This window comes from Erythrobacter sp. JB3-1, from assembly GCF_057364995.1.
The window spans coordinates 1,851,140-1,867,211 of record NZ_CP200289.1; the positions used below are offsets into that span (position 1 = coordinate 1,851,140).

The 16,072-nt window shown below is 58.4% G+C and carries 14 protein-coding genes; 6 read left to right on the plus strand and 8 right to left on the minus strand.

Annotated elements, in window-relative coordinates:
- Positions 1–11 precede the first annotated feature (11 nt).
- A complete protein-coding gene (locus tag AC0V6M_RS08820) occupies positions 12–1,361 on the plus strand; it encodes a GntP family permease (RefSeq protein WP_486138448.1) in 1,350 nt (449 codons plus the stop codon).
- On the opposite strand, the gene AC0V6M_RS08825 is transcribed toward AC0V6M_RS08820, so the two are convergent.
- Both AC0V6M_RS08825 and AC0V6M_RS08830 read right to left on the minus strand, forming a co-directional pair.
- Entirely contained in the window at positions 1,350–1,841 is a 492-nt protein-coding gene (locus tag AC0V6M_RS08825) for a gluconokinase (protein ID WP_486138449.1), read from the minus strand. The two genes, AC0V6M_RS08820 and AC0V6M_RS08825, sit on opposite strands and share 12 nt — an antisense overlap.
- A gap of 18 nt (positions 1,842–1,859) precedes the next feature.
- Positions 1,860–4,385: a glycoside hydrolase family 3 protein gene (locus tag AC0V6M_RS08830; RefSeq protein WP_486138450.1), complete on the minus strand. Its 2,526-nt coding sequence runs from the start codon at positions 4,383–4,385 to the stop codon at positions 1,860–1,862.
- A 130-nt stretch (positions 4,386–4,515) separates the two neighbouring features.
- On the opposite strand from AC0V6M_RS08830, the gene AC0V6M_RS08835 reads away from it, so the two are divergent.
- Genes AC0V6M_RS08835 through AC0V6M_RS08855 form a run of 5 tightly spaced genes read left to right on the plus strand, consistent with a single transcriptional unit; the run spans position 4,516 to position 9,094 of the window.
- Complete coding sequence (locus AC0V6M_RS08835; RefSeq protein WP_486138451.1) at positions 4,516–5,394, plus strand: SMP-30/gluconolactonase/LRE family protein; 879 nt, start codon at positions 4,516–4,518, stop codon at positions 5,392–5,394.
- Positions 5,361–5,570 (plus strand): hypothetical protein, encoded by a 210-nt coding sequence (locus AC0V6M_RS08840; protein WP_486139596.1) that lies wholly within the window; start codon positions 5,361–5,363, stop codon positions 5,568–5,570. The genes AC0V6M_RS08835 and AC0V6M_RS08840 overlap by 34 nt, the downstream gene beginning before the upstream one ends.
- A gap of 1 nt (position 5,571) precedes the next feature.
- The gene (locus tag AC0V6M_RS08845) at positions 5,572–6,963 is read left to right on the plus strand and encodes an MFS transporter (RefSeq protein ID WP_486138452.1); all 1,392 of its coding nucleotides are present in this window, start codon (positions 5,572–5,574) and stop codon (positions 6,961–6,963) included.
- 10 nt (positions 6,964–6,973) lie between these two features.
- A complete protein-coding gene (locus tag AC0V6M_RS08850; protein ID WP_486138454.1) occupies positions 6,974–8,026 on the plus strand; it encodes a LacI family DNA-binding transcriptional regulator in 1,053 nt (350 codons plus the stop codon).
- 27 nt (positions 8,027–8,053) lie between these two features.
- On the plus strand, positions 8,054–9,094 hold the full coding sequence (locus AC0V6M_RS08855; protein ID WP_486138455.1) for a glycoside hydrolase family 5 protein: 1,041 nt from the start codon (positions 8,054–8,056) through the stop codon (positions 9,092–9,094).
- A 45-nt stretch (positions 9,095–9,139) separates the two neighbouring features.
- Here the strand turns inward: AC0V6M_RS08855 and AC0V6M_RS08860 are convergent, their stop codons facing one another.
- From AC0V6M_RS08860 to AC0V6M_RS08885, 6 genes are read right to left on the minus strand one after another with little or no spacing between them, the layout of a single operon-like run.
- Positions 9,140–9,997: a sugar phosphate isomerase/epimerase family protein gene (locus tag AC0V6M_RS08860; RefSeq protein WP_486138456.1), complete on the minus strand. Its 858-nt coding sequence runs from the start codon at positions 9,995–9,997 to the stop codon at positions 9,140–9,142.
- The gene (locus AC0V6M_RS08865; RefSeq protein WP_486138457.1) at positions 9,997–11,706 is read right to left on the minus strand and encodes a GMC oxidoreductase; all 1,710 of its coding nucleotides are present in this window, start codon (positions 11,704–11,706) and stop codon (positions 9,997–9,999) included. The genes AC0V6M_RS08860 and AC0V6M_RS08865 overlap by 1 nt, the downstream gene beginning before the upstream one ends.
- Before the next feature lie 27 nt (positions 11,707–11,733).
- Positions 11,734–12,297, minus strand: coding sequence for a gluconate 2-dehydrogenase subunit 3 family protein (locus AC0V6M_RS08870; RefSeq protein WP_486138458.1), 564 nt, complete (start codon positions 12,295–12,297; stop codon positions 11,734–11,736).
- Entirely contained in the window at positions 12,294–13,706 is a 1,413-nt protein-coding gene (locus AC0V6M_RS08875; protein WP_486138459.1) for an MFS transporter, read from the minus strand. The genes AC0V6M_RS08870 and AC0V6M_RS08875 overlap by 4 nt, the downstream gene beginning before the upstream one ends.
- Before the next feature lie 23 nt (positions 13,707–13,729).
- Positions 13,730–14,788 carry a sugar phosphate isomerase/epimerase family protein gene (locus tag AC0V6M_RS08880; protein ID WP_486138460.1) on the minus strand — a complete coding sequence of 353 codons (1,059 nt, stop codon included), beginning with the start codon at positions 14,786–14,788 and terminating at the stop codon, positions 13,730–13,732.
- Positions 14,785–15,984, minus strand: coding sequence for a Gfo/Idh/MocA family protein (locus tag AC0V6M_RS08885; protein WP_486138461.1), 1,200 nt, complete (start codon positions 15,982–15,984; stop codon positions 14,785–14,787). Before AC0V6M_RS08885 ends, AC0V6M_RS08880 begins: the two co-directional genes overlap by 4 nt.
- Positions 15,985–16,072 lie beyond the last annotated feature (88 nt).

Genomic DNA, 16,072 nt, shown 5'->3' on the forward strand with positions numbered 1-16,072 from the left:
GCGAATAAAATATGAGCGATTTTGTAGCATTTTTAGCCGATTGGCGGCCCTTGCTCGCAACTGCGGTTGGAGTAGCTGGGTTGCTGATCCTGATTCTGGTGCGGCGGGTTAATGCCTTTGCGGCGCTGCTTGTCGCGGCCTTGGCAACCGGTCTGATGGCAGGCCTTGCGCCTGACGCCGTGCTGGACGCGGTGAAGAACGGTTTTGCTGGGGTGCTTGGCTTTATCGCCGTGATCGTGGGGCTTGGCGCCTTGCTAGGCGTCTATCTCGAGGCAAGCGGCGGCGCAGCCGCGCTCGCGCGCTCGTTGATCGGAAATCGTCCCGCCGGGCCAGCAGGCATTGCGATGGGTTTTGTTGGGCTGGTGATCGCGATCCCGGTGTTCTTCGATGTTGGTCTGATCCTGCTTTTCCCGCTGGTGCAAGCGCTGGCGATGCGGGCGGGTAAGCCGGCGCTGTTCTTCGGATTGCCGCTGCTCGCTGGGCTGGCGACCGCGCATGCCTTCATCCCGCCAACGCCCGGTCCGGTTGCCGTGGCGGAGATCCTGTCAGCCGACTTGGGATTGGTGATCATCTGCGGGCTCGTAGCGGGCATTCCGGCCATGCTGATCGCGGGTCCGTATTATGCGCGTTTTGCCGATGCACGCGGTTGGTTGCCGTTGAGCGAAGCAGGTACGGGAATGGAAGAAGCAGATACAGCAAACACGGGCCTCGCAATGCGCGCTGCTCTGGTTGTGGCGTTGCCGATTGCGCTGATCGTGGCCGCTGCGCTTGCCGGTCAGTTTGGCTTTGAGAGCTCGGTCCTGGCGTTTGTCGGCCACCCGTTCACCGCGCTGCTGATCGGCTGCGCAGCCGCCGCCTTGGCGCTGAGCGCGGATGATGAGGCAGGCACTACGCGGCTTAAAGACGGGCTGTCGCGCGCCTTTGAACCGACCGCCGTGATCTTGCTGGTGACCGGGGCGGGAGGCGCTTTCAAGCAGGTCTTGGTCGACACGGGCGCTGGCAAAATGCTGGCAGAGAGTTTCGCGGGCCTGGGGATCGGCCCGATTGTTGCAGGCTTCGTCCTCGCCGCGATTGTGCGGGTTGCGCAAGGCTCAGCGACGGTCGCGATGCTGACGGCGGCGGGATTGTGCGCACCCTTGGCTCTGGCCGCTGGGCTAGAGGGCTGGGAGCTAGCGCGTATGGTGATCGCCATTGCGGCGGGGGCGAGCGTGGTCAGCCATGTGAACGACAGTGGGTTTTGGCTGGTATCGCGCTATTTCGCGCTGACCGAACGTGAGACTCTAAAGACGTGGACGGTTGCCTCGACCCTCGTTGGTCTTGTCGGTTTTGCGATGGTGCTGGTGCTGGGCTTAGTGCTCTAGAGCGGCGGAGATCTGCTGAGCAATTGCGCCGACGGGTTGTTCCGCGTCGATGCGGATTGCGCCAGTCGGCACATCAAGCGCTTCAAGCTGGTTGTCGAGCAGGCTGACGGGCATGAAGTGACCCTCGCGGCTTGTCATACGGATGGCCAAGGTATCGCGCGGTGCATCTAGCAGAATGAAGCGGGTTTCGCGGCTTGGAATTGCTTTCAGCCGCTCCTGAACATACCGTGTCAGGGCCGAGCATGCGAGCACCACCAGCGGCTCGTTACGCTCCGCAATCGCGCTGAGCATGGCGTCGATCCAAGCTGCACGGTCGCTATCAGTCAAAGGTTCGCTCGCCGTCATCTTGGCACGGTTTGCAGGCGGGTGAAAGTCGTCACCCTCTAGCATGGCAGCCGCCATCGCCTCCGCCAATGCACTGGCAATCCGCGATTTGCCGCAGCCGCTTGGCCCCATAATGATGACAAGCCGAGCGGTCATTTCACAGCGCTACTTGGCTCAAAATTCGCAAGTCCGCGTAGCGTCGATATCGGGCTCTAGCCGGATATCCGACAGGCCGATTGACGCTGGACCATCAGAGCGGATTATCAGGCCGTTGCTGAGCGCGCCCAGATCAGCGCCCAGATCCGCAAAACAGGAGAGTGACAAGCGCACTTCGCGCCATTCGCTCGACGTCACATTCACCGGCAGGCCTCGCCCGCAGGTGCTGTCATCTTCGCAGCCCATGGCGACCCGCAGGCTGGCGGGCGTGTCGCCCGTGTTGCGAACAAAGAAGGCCAGCTCCATTGCGCCGTTTGACTGCCGCATGAAGTCCACAGGTACATGACTGCTGAACCGGACATAGGGTTCGCCAGAACCCCAGGTGATCTCCAAGGAATCCTCTTGGGCTGAGCGATCGAGGCCAGCGAAGGACAACACGCCGCCATCCCACACACTAGAGTTGAGGCGAGTTTGCGCCCCATCTACTATTCCGTAGAGCGACCAAGGGTTTGGCGCCCGCCCGCCAGCAAAGAACACATCGCCGACGGCGGACCCGCGGGTGTTGACGCCAGAGCGCTCAGATAGTTCTGCAAGGTTACCATTGCTCGCATAGGACAAGCCATATCCATAGGCGAACAACGGGTCGTAACCGTCATCTCCGACATTCAGTTCTGATTGGCTCGCGAGTTTTGGCCAGGAAAACGAGAGTTTGCCGGTAAAATCATAGGCGGGATTGGTCCGGAACAGGAGGTCGCTGACTCCGGCGCCTTCGCTACCCGGCAACCATGCGGCGACGAACGCGTGAGAGGCGTTGATTTCTGGATTGACCCACATAGGCCGGCCGGAAAGGAATACAGAGACAACCGGCGTGCCTGCCGCTTGGTAGGTTGAAAGCAGACTAGTGTCGAAGCCATCTTCAGAAAAATCGAGATGCGGACGGTCGCCTTGGAATTCGGCATAGGCATCCTCACCATAAACCGCGATGACAACATCGGCGGAATGGTTGCCGGTGCCATCCTCGTCAAAGATCACCGTGCCGCCAGCTGCGCCAACGGCCTCTTGAATGCCGCTCAGGATAGACTGGCCATTGGGGAACTCGTCATTCGTGTGTGTTCCGCCTTGCCATGACAGCGTCCAGCCGCCGGATGCCTTGGCGATGCTGTCTGCACCGTCACCCACCACCAAAACGGTTTTGCCCGGATCAAGTGGCAGCAGGGACTCGTTATTCTTCAGCAGAACCAGCGATTTGCGAACCGCCTCGCGGGCAAGCGCGCGGTGCTCTGCATTGGCCAGCAGGCTTACATCGCCAGCATCTTGCCGAGTGCTCGGTGCGCCGCGATCAAACAGGCCATATTGCAGCTTCACCCGCAAAATCCGGCGTACTGCATCATCCAGCCGCTCCATCGGAATGCGTCCCGATTTTGCGTGGGCCAGCGTGCTCTCATACAGGCCGCGCCAGCCGTCAGGCGCCATGAACATATCGATCCCCGCGTTGAACGCCTCTGGGCAATCGGTGTTGGAACAACCTGGAATTTGTCCGTGCGCATTCCAGTCGCTTACCACGAAGCCATTGAAGTTCAGGCGGTCCTTAAGGACATCTGTGATCAGCGCCTTATTGCCCGTCATCTTGACGTTCTGCCAGCCGGAGAACGAGACCATCACGGTTTGCACCTGCGCCTCTAGCGCGGGGAGATAGCCGACTGCGTGAATATCGCGCAGCTCCTCTTCGCTGATGCTGGCATCGCCTTGGTCGCGACCAAAATCGGTCGCGCCATCGCCGATATAGTGCTTGGCCGCAGACAGGATTTTGCCGGGCGCCATGAAGTCAGCCTCGCCATATGTGCCTTGCAGGCCCTCAACGATGCGGTCGGAATAGGAAACGACGATCTCAGGGTTTTCTGAAAAGCCCTCATAGCCGCGGCCCCAATTGTCATTACGCGGCACAGCCAGTGTCGGCGCAAAGGTCCAGTCATGGCCCGATACCACCAGCTCGCGCGCGGTCGCCGCCATGATCCGCTCAATCAGATCGGGATCGTGCGCAGCGCCAAGGCCGACATTGTGCGGAAAGATTGTCGCGCCGAGCAAATTGGCGTGGCCGTGGACCGCATCAATGCCCCAGATAACCGGGATGGCGACCTCAACCCCTTCAGGATCGGTTGAGGCTTCCCAATATTTGTCGGCCATTTCCAGCCAGCTAGCCGTGTCGGCATAGGGCAGGGGACCGGGCGCGGAATTGCCGCCGCTGAGCACGGAGCCGAGGCGATACTTCTTCACATCTTCTGGCGTGACAGAGGCGGAATCGGCCTGCATCGTCTGGCCGACCTTTTGCTCCAAAGTCATTTTGGCCATGATCGCATCAATGCGCGCTTCAATCGCCGGATCGAGCGGGGTGGCGGGAAGCTGCGGCCAAATGTCCGGATTGATGACGCCTTGCGCCTCCACCTCTTCGGTCGAGGCGACCTGAACCTGATTGCCAGAGGCGCAGCTTACCGCGACAAGACTAAGCCCCAGCGCCAAGGCTGGCTTCATTGATTTAAACTGCATTCTGGCTCTCCCCCGCCCGTGCAGCCTTGCGCAGGCGAATCCCTATTCGTCAATCTTGTCCTACTAGCAGCGTTTTTTGACAAGGTTGTCAATATTGGAATATCAGGGGACTAGGAGGGGTTGATTCACTATGCAGTTTACGCGTCGGACAACAATGCTGGGCATTTCGGCTAGCGCGCTTGCGGCTTGCGCTGGCGATCATGGCAGCGAAAAAGTTGCCGTGGATGACACTCATGCGGGCGCTGGTGTCACCTTTGAAGGTTTCGAGACAGGCTTTGCCGACCTCGTCGACACAGATGCTCCAGCGCGCCTTTTGTCCGAGGGGTATCAGTGGTCTGAAGGCCCGGTATGGGATGCGGCGCGCCAGAAACTCTATTTTACCGATGTCCCGCAAAACCTCGCCTTTTCGTGGAGTGAAGCCGAGGGAACTTCTGTCTTTCTCGATCCCTCAGGCGTCGCGCCAGAGGAAGCTGGCGGAATGCGAGAGCCGGGTGCCAATGGTTTGCTGATGGGGAAAAGCGGAGAACTGCTGATCTGCAACCATGGCAAACGAAGTGTCGAAGCGCGCGATATGGCCACCGGCCTCCGCCGAACTTTGGTCAGCGAATACAACGGCAAACGCTTTAGCAGCCCGAATGATCTGATTGAGGCAAGCGACGGAACCATCTTTTTCACCGACCCGCCCTATGGGCTGGAGGGGCTCAACGCATCGCCGATGAAGGAGCAGGACGCCAATGGCGTCTATCGCTTGTCGAGCGACGGCACCGTGTCGCGGCTGGTAGATGATATGACCTTTCCCAACGGCATTGTCCTGTCTCCAGACGAACGCTCGTTGTATGTGAGCCAATCTGATCCAGAGGCTCCGCTGATCCGCCGGTTTGACACGCCCGCGTCTGCCGATAGTGAGATGGGCGGGGGGAGATATGGTTCGACGCAAAGCCGTTCATGCACGAGGTTGGCGGCCTGCCCGATGGGATGGCGGTTGCGACCAGTGGGCACGTCTTCTTAGGGGGTCCGGCCGGCGTGCTGGTGATCGATCCTCAGGCCCGCTGTATGGGCCGGATTGGAACCGGACGAGCGACGGCGAATTGCGCCTTTGGCGAGGATGGACGCACCTTGTTCATCACAGCCGCCGATCGTTTGGTTGCGGTGCGCACCAAAGTTTCTGGAGTAGGGCGTTTTTGAATTGTCCCACGCTGCGTCAATCGCCGCTGTATCTGAGCGGCGCCAGCCGATGATTGGCGGTAAACCTGTACGCTTGGCTGGCTATGGCATTGGCGATTTCGGGCTCAATATCTACTGGCACAGCCTCTCGCTCATTCTCGTTTTCTGGTATGCAGAGGTGGTGGGGCTTGCCCCGGAAATGGCGGGCTGGATCTATGCCTTGGGTTTGCTGTGGGATGCAATCTCTGACCCCCTCATTGCCTCCATAGCTGCTGCCAATCGCAGCAAGCGAGGCGTTTACCGGCCCTTTATTCTGTTTGGCAGTTTTGGGCTGGGTGCCTCGTTCTGTCTGCTTTTTTGGACACCGCCATTTGAGGGCTGGGCATTGTTCGCGGCCTTGCTCGGCTCGGCGATCATATTCCGTACTTCTTACACAATTGTCGCGGTGCCCTATTCTGCTCTCTCATCGCGGCTGACCTTTAGCTCTGTCGAGCGAGCGGAGCTTTCGGGCGTTCGAATGTTCTTCGCCTTTTGCGGCATGCTGTGCGTCACCAGTTTCTTTTTCCCGCTGGCGCGCGCGCTGGGTGGGGCAAGCCAGTACACCAGCGGCGGTTTCCTGATCGCGGCTGCAATCGGCGCATCAATCGCGACGATTGCATTGGTCGGATGCTATTTCCTGACAGAGGAAAAACCGCCGCTGGGCGGTGAAGAATTGTCCCGAGGCTGGGACCTTAGGTCGTTTGTCGATGCCTTCAAAAAGAATGACGCCTTGCGGCTGTTGCTGCTCTTGCTGTTGGTCAATTCAGCCGCGGGGGCGAGCCTGCACATACCAATGGCGTTCTATGTTGAAGCCAATTCACAGACCTTTGCCAACAAAGAGGTGATCCTCTCTTCTTATGCCGTTGCCACTCTCGCCGGAACGCCGGTTTGGACGATGATCGCACGCGCTTATGGCAAAAAGAAATGCTGGTACATGGCGACGATCTTATCGGCTGTGGCTGGCCTGTCTTTGTTCATCAGCGGGCCGCTGCTCATGAGCGGAATTCCGCTACAGATCATCGCCTTTGGATTTGCGACATCTGCGTTTGCCATCATCATCTGGGCGCTCATTCCTGATACCGTTGAATATGGTCAGTACACCCACGGGCAGCGCTATGAAGGACCCGTTTTCGGATCTAGCCTGTTCGTGCAGAAAGCTTCTGGTGCGCTCACGGGTCTGGGCATTGGCTACCTCTTGGCGGGTATTGGATATGACGCGGGTCGCGAGGTTCAGACTGCTCAAACAGCGGAATCTTTGGGGGTTTTTATGGCTCTGGTTCCAGCCTCCTTCCTAGTGATCGCTTCAATTACGTTGTTTCTTATGCCACTGAGCCGTGGTTTGCATGCACGGATAGTTGACGAGTTATCGAAATGACGGGGGCAAGATGGCGATTGTAAAGGCCGGAAAATCAGCAAAGATGAAGGACGTGGCTGATCTGGCTGGCGTCTCCATCAAAACCGTTTCGCGGGTTCTGAACAACGAACCGCACGTGCAGGAAAAGCTGCGCCGCAAAGTGCGCGAGGCTGCGCAAAAGCTCGACTATGTGCCAAGCCAGTCGGCACGATCTCTGCGCGGCAGCCGTTCTTACAATATCAATCTGGTCTGCCACATGGCGGGCAGTAATTATGTCAATTCGATTCAGTTCGGCGCGGTGATCGCATGCCAAGAGCTGGGCTATCAATTGTCGATCAGCCTACTGGAAAACCTGACGGGCAAATCCATTGCAGATATCCGCGCTGCCTTTGACGTTTTGGTGCGCCGCAATCGTCCCGATGGAGTGGTATTGCTCGCGCCTTATGCCAATGACGAGAAGATTGGCTTTGTGCTCGGTGATCTAAGCATTCCGGTCGTGCGCGTGGGGCCGGTTGACCTCCAGACGCAAGGCATGATGGTCGAAATCGACGATTATCAGGCCGCGATTGAGGTCGTGCGTCACCTGACTGATCTTGGGCACAAGCGCATTGGCTTTGTGCGTGGCAGCGAAGATCAGCGCGCCACTCACGTGCGCCATTCTGGCTTTACTGTGGCGATGGAGGCCGCAGGATTAGAGCTTGCTGATGATCTGGTGCGTCCTGGCGCGTTTGATTTCTCGTCGGGCTATGAAGCGGGGCAGCATTTCTTGAGCCTAGAAGACCGTCCAACAGCCATCTTCTCATCAAACGATGACATGGCGGCAGGCCTAGTCGCTGCGTTGATCGAAGCAGGTCTCAAGGTGCCGGACGACATGTCTGTCGTGGGGTTTGATGACGCCGATATCGCTACACGGATGCGGCCTTTCCTAACCACTGTGCGTCAGCCGCTGAGCGATCTGGGCGGCACTGCCGTTAGCGAGCTGGTTAAGGGCCTCAGCGATAGCAAAAAGGCAGGGCCGCATCGCATCGTGCTGGATCATGAATTTGTCCTGAGAGGGACAACCGCGCCGCCGAAGCGCGTCTAAAAATAACGCAGGATAAGGGATTTGAATGTGACACACTGGAAAAACTCGAAACTAGCGATTGCTGCGGCAATGGGTTTTTCCTTGTCGCTTCCCGTGAATGCACAGGACGCCCCAGCTTCAGCCGCAGAACCGGCTGCGAGTGCCCCAATAGCGGTGGATTTCCAGATGAAGCGCTGCGTCAATATGGGCAATGCGCTGGAGGCCCCAAACGGTGCGCCTTGGGGTAAGAACTATGCCAAGGCGGACTATCAGAAGATTGCAGCGGCTGGTTTTGACACGGTCCGCATTCCAGTACGCTGGAGCGATTACACCGGGCCTGCGCCAGATTATCGCATCCATCCTGACTTTGCTGAGCAGGTCGATAGCAATCTGAAATGGGCGCTTTCCAGCGGCCTCAATGTGATCGTCAACGTCCATCACTTTGATGAGATGATGGAAAACCCGGCGGAGCAGATGGAACGGTTTCGGGCAATCTGGGACCAGCTATCGCTGCGCTATTCGAAGCTGCCGGGCAATGTCTGGTTCGAAGTCCTAAACGAGCCGAACAAGAACCTCCACGGCAAGCCAATGCGCCAAGCGCAGGCGCTTTCGCTGGCGACCATTCGCCGCGATAATCCTGATCGCATTGTCATTTTGGGCGGTGAGGAATGGTCTGGTATCCGCACGCTTGCGACGAATCTGGCCACCGACGATCCCAATGTGGTCTACACTTTCCACTATTATGACCCGTTTGACTTCACGCACCAAGAAGCGACCTGGCTGGGTGAGAACATGCCCAAGGGCAAGCGTGGCTGGGGTTCAGCCGCAGATAAAGCAGAGCTCGCCAATGCGATTGAGATCGCAAATGCGTTTCGAGATGCTGTGAAGCGGCCTGTCTTTCTCGGCGAGTTCGGAGTGAACGACCCGGTCGACACTAAGCAGCGCGTGAAATGGGTCGGTGCTGTCAAGACAGCGATGGAAGCGGCTGACATTCCTTGGTGCCTATGGGCTTACGGCAATACCTTCGCCCTTCATTCGGAAGAGAATGGCTGGGACGAGGATATGCTAGCCGTATTGACCGAAGACTAATCGCCGGCCGAAGGGGTGCGGGCGCGTGGTCGCCCGCGGTTCCCGCTATTGGTTGAGGTAGGTGAAGCTTGCCTTGGCAAAGCTCGCGGCATCCTTCGTATTGTCATTTTCGACATAGAAGTGCTCAAGCCCAGCGGTTTCCGCCTGCTGCATGATGGCTGGAAAATCGATCACTCCATCGCCGACATTGACCATTTCCCCATCGGCCGATGCATCTTTGATATGGCAGGCGGAGAAGCGGCCCGGCGCTTTTGCAAACAGCGCCAATGGATCGACATTGGCCTTGTGCGTCCAGAAAAAGTCGAGCTCCATGGTCACCTTGTCCGCATCAGTGCGTTCGAGCAGGATGTCGTAAGGCACTTCGCCTTCGACGGTTTCAAATTCAAATTCATGGTTGTGATAGCCAACCGTCATATCAGCCTCTTTCGCAGGTACAGCACGCTCATTGAGCAGATCGGCAATCGCTTTGTAGCTGTCGAGAGTGCGCGCTTCTGGGGCGAGCCACGGGATGATCAGCTTGCTCTGTCCCATCAATGCCGCGCGCTCAATAACGGCATCGAAATCATCGCGCATATCGGCGAGCTGCACGTGGGTGCAATTGCTGACCAATCCGAGGTCATCCATCCGAGCCTTGATCGCGGCGGCGTCGTGTTCGAAGTATCCCGCGAACTCTAAGTCCTTGTAGCCGATCTCAGCCAGAGTGGTGAGAACGCCGTCATAGTCCCGCTCAAACTGCTCTCGGAAAGTGTACAGCTGAATGCCCAGCTTACCTGCATGAGGCTTGGCCTTTGCCGCTACTTCTTTCCCTGGAACCGCGCCATTGCAGGCCGCCAGTAATCCCATGCTGCCGATCAATCCGCCCTTTAAGACATCGCGGCGGCCCAGTGATGGAAATGCGTTCATCAGATCAAATCCTGTTTCATTTGCGTGGCGGCATAGTCGGCTGCGCGCGCCGTCAGCGCCATGAATGTGAGTGACGGGTTCTGGCATGCGACTGAGGAGAACGACGAGCCATCGGTGATGAACACATTGGGCACATCGTGGCATTGGTTGCGGCCGTTCACGACAGAGGTCGCCGCGTCATAGCCCATGCGCGCACCGCCCATTTCATGGATGCAATGCCCTGGCACCGGCTCTTGCTCGAAGGTCTGAATGTCGGCGCAGCCCGCCGCCTCCAGCATCGCCACCGCATCGCGCTTCATCGCGACGCGCATCTTGCGCTCGTTTTCGGACCAGGTCACATCCAAGTGGATTTGCGGGATGCCATTGGCGTCCGTCTTGGTTGGATGCAGCACAGCCTTGTTCTCTTCGCGCGGTAGCATCTCGCCAAAGGCTTGCAGGCGAATGCGCCAACTGTCGTCGGGCTGTCTGAGCTGGTTCTTGAGATCCTCGCCAAAGCCCTGACCGCCCAAGGCGCGGGTCCAAGAGGACCGCGAGCTCTGGCCCTGATAGCCATAACCGCGCAAAAACTCGCCATCGGTTTCATTGCCGAGATTGGCAAAGCGCGGCACGTAGATGCCATTGGGCCTGCGCCCTGCGAAATAGCTGTCCTGAAAACCGGGATAGGCCGCTTCCGCACCGACCCGGGTGTGGTGATCCATCAGATATTTGCCGAGCGTGCCGCTGTTATTGGCAAACCCGTTTTGGAACGTTTCTGAGGTCGAATTGAGCAGGACCTGCACTGTGCCCAGCGTCGATGCGCACATGAAGATCACCTTGGCCTGGTAATCCTGGCGCTCATTGGTGGTGCGATTGACAGTCCGCACGCCGGTCGCCTTGCCGGTCTTTTCGTCATAGAGAATGCGCTCAACCACGGTGTCGGGCAGCAGCGTCATATTTCCGGTGTTCCTCGCCGCTGGCAAGGTGGCCGAGACGCTCGAGAAATAGCCGCCAAACGAGCATCCGCGCTCGCATTGGTTGCGGAATTGGCAAGAACCGCGGCCCAGCCCCAATTGCTCTTCGGTCGGCTTGGTCAGATGCGCTGCACGGCCAGGGATCATCTTGCGGCCAGGGAAGGCTGCCTCGATCTTAGCCTTGGCGTCTTTCTCTACGCAGGTGAGGTCCATCGCCGGTTGGAACACGCTGTCAGGCAGTTGATCCAAGCCCTCTTCAGACCCGCTGATGCCGACGAACTTCTCGACATAGTCATACCATGGCGCAACATCGGCGTAGCGGATTGGCCAATCTGTGCCGTGTCCATCGGCCTTGTTGGCGGCGAAATCCATCTCGCTCCAACGATAGCTTTGCCGCGCCCACATCATTGACTTGCCGCCGACTTGATCACCGCGCAGCCACGCGAAGGTCTTGCCGTCTTCGACTGAGTAGGGATTTTCCTTGTCATTGATGAAATAGTGCCGCGTGCTCTCGCGGAAGGCATAGCAGGTCTGCTGCACCGGATATTCCGCATCGGCCAGCTTCGGGTCGACCCGGTCGCGGTGCTTCATATCCCACGGGTTTTGGTTTTCCGTGACATAGCCTTTGCTGTGCTCGTTCTGCTTGCCGCGCTCCAGCACTAGGGTCTTAAACCCTTTTTCGCTGAATTCTTTCGCGGCCCAACCGCCGGACATTCCGGACCCAACAACAATTACATCGAAAGGGGTGTTCTCAGACATTCTCTTGATACTCGCTTTCGATTCCACTCAGACGCCGCGGTTCAGCCAGGCCCGGCCGACCTCTTCCAAAGGCGCGCAAGCGTCATACCTGCCCGGGATCTCTTCAAATTTGAGCTCCTCGGTGGCTTGCTCAGAGGTGTAAAAGCCGAAGATCGTCATATCGCGTAGCTGCTGCCAAGTGGCTTTGCCTGTCATGTCGCGGGGCCCTGTGTCGAGCTCGGTCAGGATCGCGCGCTGCTGCTCCGCCGATGCGCTGGTAAAGCTGTCGGCGCCTGCGTCTTTTGCCATGTCGTCAAAGACGGACAGACCAGCGGCGAAATCATCTTGTTGCTCGGTGGTGAAGTGGTCGGTGAAGACCGCCTCGATATAGGCAGGCACTTTGGCCAGACGCGCGCCGGGTGTGTCGGTTTGCGGGATCACGAGATCGCTGACCGCATCAATCAGCTCCAGCTTTCCGGCAAGACTACCGCCTGCGCCGCTGGAACAGCCTGCAAGGCCGCCCATCGCGGGCAGGACAATCGCTACGCCTGCCACTGTGATGGAGCCGCGCAGCATGGAGCGGCGGTTCATTGAAAGAGTATCTGTCGTCATGACTGAGTGGCCTCTGCTGTGCTTTCGAGCTGCCTCCGGGCGAGGTAGAGCAAGGTGAAGATACCGATCAGCACCACTGGGAAGTAGACCAGTTGAGAGAGCGCCCCTTGCCCCGCTGCCACCTCAACAGCAGTGCCATCGAGCCCGCTTGCCTCAGCACTGGCCCTTGCACTATCGATCCACCCCCCGATGATCGGGTTCCAAATCGTTAGTGCAAACATGCCTGCGGCCCCGACGAGGCTCATGCCCAGAGCGCCGGAGCGCGGCACATATTGCGCCGTCACGCCGATCATTGTTGGCCAGAAATAGCACACGCCAACCGCAAAAATGATGGCCGATACATAGACCATTGCCCCGCTTGCCGACGACATCAGAAACAGCCCCAGCGTTGTCAGTATGGCGCTCATCAACAAGACGCCAAGAGGGTTGAGTGCGTGAATAAGCGGCCCGGCAAAATAGCGGCCGACCGCCATGATACCTGTCACCATGCCGAGCACTATCATCGCCTGGCCGGGAAGGTTCCCGAGCTGCGCACCAAGGATGCGATCAACCCATTGCTGAGTTCCTAGCTCTGAAGTGGCTGTGATGCTCATGATCGACATAAACACAATCAAGAGCAACGCATCGTGCGCGCGCCCTGCACGCCACAGCATCATCACAAAGGTCAGGCCCAGCACCAGAAGCAGCGGCAAGACGAACGTCCCTGGCAGACCAGCGATCAAGCTATTTGGCGTGCCGATCAGGATCAGAAGACCAAGGATCGCACTCATGAGAAACACGCCTTTAGCGTCCAGATCGATGATCCTTTCGCTTTCAGGCACATCTGGGAAGCGCGTGGTGAAAATCATGACGCCATAAATTGCTGTAGGAATTAGCATCACGGCAATTTGGGGCTGCCAACCAATTCCCGCATTGGTCATGACGTAAGAGACAACCGCACCGATCACGATTCCCCCAGGGAACCAAACATGGAAGCGATTCAGCCATTTCGTTTTTTCGTCTTTGTACAGATCCGCGACCAAGGGGTTGCACGCAGCTTCCACTGACCCATTGGCGAAACCGATGAAGAATGTGGAGATTAGCAAGCCCAAGAACCCATCAGCAAAAATGGTGAGTACAAGGCCGAGCAGGTGGCCGACAAAGGCCAGGATCATAATCAGGCGCGGGCCAAGTTTGTTGTAGAGGAAACCGAACACCACCATCGCCAGCGGAAAGCCCAAAAAGGCCATGCTGTTCACCCAGCCAAGTTGAGTGTCGCTCAGCGCGAATTGATCCGACAGTTGAGTCAAAATCCCTGCGCGTATCGCGAAGGTCATGGCGGTCACGATCAGCGAGATACAGCTTAGCCAGAACAGACGGTTTCGATCTATTCCGGGCTCTGCTCGCGCGCCCATTGCTAAGGCTTCCATGAATTTCCCTCTCCCAATCGCATCTAGCTATCGATGCCCAGCGCGCGTTTAATCTTGGCCTCATCCACATTGCCGCCCGCGAAATCGTCAAACGCGTATTCGGTTGGTCGGATGATATGGTCTGCGATGAAAGGCGCGCCCTCGGCGGCGCCTTGTTCGGGATGCTTAAAGCAGCATTCCCATTCCAGAACCGCCCAGCCATCAAACCCGTAATGGGTCAGCTTGCTAAAAATCTGGCGGAAATCGACCTGCCCATCGCCAAGTGAACGGAATCGGCCCGCCCGGTCTTGCCAGCCTTGATAGCCGCCATAGACTCCGGTGCGCCCGTTGGGCCGGAATTCAGCGTCCTTCACATGGAAGGCTTTGATCCGCTCATGATAGCGGTCGATAAAATCGAGATAGTCGAGCTGTTGCAGCACGAAATGGCTCGGGTCGAACAGGATGTTGGCGCGTGGATGGTTGTCCACCGCATCGAGGAATGCCTCAAAGGTCGCGCCATCGTGCAGGTCTTCGCCGGGGTGGATTTCATAGGCGACATCAACACCGTTATCCTCAAAAACGTCCAGAATTGGCCTCCAGCGCTTGGCCAGTTCAGCAAAGCCAGCCTCCACCAATCCAGCCGGACGCTGAGGCCAAGGATAGACGAGGTGCCACATCAACGCACCAGAGAAGCTCGCATGCGACTTCAAGCCCAGGCGGCGTGATGCAATCGCGGCCTTTTTCATCTGATCGACCGCCCATTCCTGCCGCTTGGCAGGCTTGCCGTGCAGCGCCTCTGGGGCGAAGGCATCAAACATTTCGTCATAGGCCGGATGCACCGCAACCAGCCGTCCTTGCAGGTGGGTCGACAGTTCCGTGATGGTCAGGCCATGCTCGGCGCAGCGACCCGCTAGCTCGTCGCAATAATCTTGGCTCTCCGCTGCCAGATCAAGGTCCATACAGCGCGGATCGTTGGAGGGAATTTGCACGCCCTTATAGCCGAGGCCCGCAACCCATTCCGCAATCGTATCAAGCGAATTGAACGGCGCGGTGTCGCCCATAAATTGGGCGAGGAATATGGCCGGGCCACGGAGTTCTTTCACGCGAGGAGACCTTTCAGATCAGGGCCCACCGAGGGCGCTTTGATATCGTGCCACGCGCCATTGGCGACATTGCTGGCTACGGCTGCCTCTAGGAAAGCCATGCCGCGCAGAGCCTCGGCAATGCCCGGCACACCAAGCGATGACGGCGCCGTTCCAGCGCGCAGCGCACCAGCAAAGTGGCGGTAGAGATTGCCGAATGCCTCAAGATATCCCTCTGGATGGCCGGAGGGCAGACGGCAGCGTTCTAGCGCCTCATCGCACAATGGCTTGTCGACGCCGGCGCGGTGGATAACGCTTTGTCCGCTCGCGAGCCTTTGTGTGAGCGTGTTTGGCTCCATTTGTCGCCATTCAAGGCTAGCGTGTTCGCCGTAAATGCGGATCGTCAGATCATTCTCATCACCGGCGCAAATCTGGCTGGAGACGAGCTGTCCGGTGGCCCCATTTTCCAGCGAGAAGCTAATCTCGCCATCATCGTCGAGCGCGCGGGTCGGATAGTGGCTGCGCAGCCGCGCAGACAGTCGGGCCATCCGCGAATTGGCGATAAATTCAGCGAGGCTATGCGCATGGCTGCCAATATCGCCCAGCGCGCCTGCAGGCCCAGACCGCTCCGGATCAACCCGCCATTCCGCTTGCTTGCTACCGCTGCTTTCCGTCTCGCTCGCGAGCCAGCCCTGAGTGTAATTCACCAGCACTTTGCGGATCGGGCCAAAGTCCGGTTGGGCGGCCAAATGCCGGGCCTGCCAGACCATGGGGTAGCCAAGATAGGTATGCGTCAGCCCGTAATGCGCGCCGGTCGCTTGCAGCGTCTCAGCCAAGGCTTCGATTTCCGCCAGGCTCACGCCCGCCGGTTTATCCGACATGATGTGAAAGCCCGCGTCCGCCGCCGCCTTTGCAATGGGCGCATGGGTGTTGTTGGGGGTAACAATCGACAGGAATTCCATCGGATTGCGCTCGCCCGTGCCGCCGCTCGCAACCTGCGCTTCGCAGGCGAGCATGGTCGCGACATCCTGATAACAGCGCTTTTCAGCGAGTCCCAGCGCTTTGCCGATTGCCAGACTGTTGGCAAAATCGCGGCTGAATGCTCCGCAGACCAGATCAATTTGACCATCAAGCGCAGCCGCCATGCGGTGGACGCCGCCAATAAAGGCGCCTTGGCCGCCGCCGGCCATTCCCATCCGCACGCGCGAAGAACTCACTGAACCCCTCCCCAAGGTTGCTATTGTCTTACGTTGTCAATTTGTATTACTGTTTTGACAGGGGCGTCAAGTGATTGTGCGTATTGGC